We start from the raw sequence: 2,529 nt of genomic DNA, 5'->3' as shown, positions 1-2,529 counted from the left end.
ATCAAACCAACCAGATGCGCCAGATCCTCTCTTAGCTCAGGCAGCCATCTGTCCCAAAATCCCTGACAACGGACACCGATCACGGCCCACATTTCGTGATTGTGGGGCATTATGGTCATTCCTGGCTTCCATACGACGTTGACGATTGTCAGATCACCTGACTTGTAAATGGGAAAGATACCGCTTTCGGTCGGCTCTCCCAAGGCTTGCGTCACGCCCGCGGGATCGCGCATCGCCCGGTCCACCACCTCAGCCACCGATTTGTGAGACGCGTCCTGATCTACTGCGGTCCGGCAGTCCGCTACAAACTGTTCCATGTTCCACATATCTTCAGCCCCCAATTGCATACGATAAATGCAACAGGGTAGCACATGCTGTAAAATAGACGAAATTGGGACCCAGATTGCAGCTGCATGTATCGGGCATCTAAGACTTCCAATGACTGCTTGGCTTGCTTAGCGTTCTTTCGCCAGATCGGGGCGGATGTCTAATTTGCGGAACCATCCGTCGATTGCATCGCATAAATTAGGCTGTCTGTTTGCTTAATCGAAAATGCGTTCGCCCTGCTCGTCGATCACCTGTTTCGCCTTTGCGATGCTGAAGCTTTCGCCCTGATCTCGGGTCTCAAAAACATCCGCCCGGATCACTGTATGGGTCTTGCGATTTCCGCCGATGGTCTTTTCGATACGGGCTAGAAGGCGGTACTTGCCACCTTCGGGCATCAGGTCCGGAAAGATTTCGAACCCTCTGTAAGAGACTGGCTCCGGCTCCGACTTTTCACCACCACCGAAGAGTTTACAGAAGAGGGACATTGGGCGGCTCCTTTCAGCGTTGCTATGACGGGAGACTAGCGCCGCTTAGGACAGGCGTGAAGCATGTCGGCTATCACAACATTTGCCTTCGATCCGTTGGCACGCTCCTTGCGTTGCCTAGTACGTCCAGATCCGCGGTAGAAGTCCATTCCCCACACCACGCTCCCTTGTAAGACTGTCCAGACCGCCATTCTGACACGCCGCCGACGACGACCGCTTTGAGCCCAAAACCGACACCGAAGAAAATGCCAGACGACGCCAAAAAGTAGCGTCGCCCGATAGTCGCGGCTGTCGCTTTATTCTACCAGTTCCAGATCACCAGGACGCCAGGTCTTGTCGAACCAAGGCTCGAGCGGTCCGTAGAGGCGCATCATCACGTTGAAGCTTTGCCCGGGCATGGTTTGCGCCCAGTTGTTCTCCCAACCTTCTGGGGCTTCCGGGCCAAAATAGATGCTGGTACTCCCATCCTCATTCGGCTTTATCCCCGGTCGATTAGAGTCGATACCACCGGATTGCTGGTCAGTTTCAAGGATCGACCGTGTCTGTCCGCTATACAACATAAACGACGCAAAGTTTTTCGCGGGAACGGGTGCCGGGAGCGTTACCTTGTAGGTTTTTGAGCCATCCAGGTACTGTCCGTTGTTGTCTCGCGCCGTCATCGCATAGACAGACCCCGTACCGACCGGTGGCGAGGTCATCGCAGGCGTTATGCCCGTCGCCATATAGAAAAAGTATGAACGGTCATCGAGTATGCGTGCACCGTCCTCAAGAAACAGATAGCTCTGACGTTGAAACGGTGAGTTCCATTGCCGGTCTTCATAAAAGAAAACTCCCGGATCGCGCGAGGCATACGTAATCGCTCGCGCCGTGGCATTTGCTATCGCTGCTGCCTCCTTGAAAATGGCCTGCATACGGGCATCGGGTTCGAAGGGCTCGCCCTTCCTGATCCCTATGGAAGCAAACGTTCCTACAATTTCCGGACTGAACGCACCAATTGGATTGTTTTCGAGCGCGACGTGGATCTCTTCAAAAAAGTCTTCGTTGTTCGCGTGAACAGTGTTGTGTTGAACACCGGAGATATTCAGGAAAGTTTCCGCTGGAGGATTGTCCGCTTCACTAAGCGGATAGATATTCAGACCCGCCTTGATCTCGGCAACAGGGCCAGCCGTATCTCCGTCTGCGTCTGGCGAGCGTCTCAGCAACAACCAGTGCTCATATGTCTTTGTGCGTAGTTCGAAGTAGCCCTCGGGCACCGGCGTTTCATCGTCGTTGTGCAAAAGTAGATACTTGCCACCTTCTCCCTTATCCGCGCCGAGCGCCCCGATATCCGTCACATAGTCAAACGCGGCGTCATCAAGCAACCCAAGCAGGCCTGCCGGAACCTCAATCACCATCGGGCCATCCGAGATATCGACATTCGAACCAATGTAGATTGTGGTTGTATTGGGCGTCAGCCAGATGGACCGCGCATCCAGCAGGTCTTCTGCAATCACGACGTCATTAGGATTGACGCCCAAGTCTTCGTATCCCTGAAACATAGCCCGAAGCGAAGCGATCTTCATGCCGTCCAGGAAAGCCGTCGTTGCTCTGATCAGATCAAGGTTGTCGAAGACTTTCGCCACCGTCTCAGGTGATGGCATGCCTGTCTGCCATCAGCACCCATGGAACAGACTAGGTTGATTGCGTAGCGGAGGATTTCAGGCTCATCGTAACCATC

Annotated in this window: 2 protein-coding genes and 1 pseudogene; all 3 read right to left on the bottom strand. The window is 53.9% G+C overall.

The window, feature by feature from the left end; genetic code table 11:
- A pseudogene (locus tag AC2FEE_RS25515) lies at positions 1-317 on the bottom strand (hypothetical protein); the annotation flags it as partial.
- Between the two features lie 225 nt (positions 318-542).
- Positions 543-812 (bottom strand): HlyU family transcriptional regulator, encoded by a 270-nt coding sequence (locus AC2FEE_RS25510; RefSeq protein ID WP_481667877.1) that lies wholly within the window; start codon positions 810-812, stop codon positions 543-545.
- Between the two features lie 296 nt (positions 813-1,108).
- Complete coding sequence (locus AC2FEE_RS25505) at positions 1,109-2,434, bottom strand: DUF1254 domain-containing protein (RefSeq protein ID WP_496868212.1); 1,326 nt, start codon at positions 2,432-2,434, stop codon at positions 1,109-1,111.
- Positions 2,435-2,529: the final 95 nt, after the last annotated feature.

The sequence above is a fragment of the Ruegeria sp. YTSC199 genome (genome assembly GCF_059609725.1).
The sequence above is the reverse complement of the archived record's forward strand: the minus strand, read 5'-3'. Positions and strand labels throughout refer to the sequence as shown.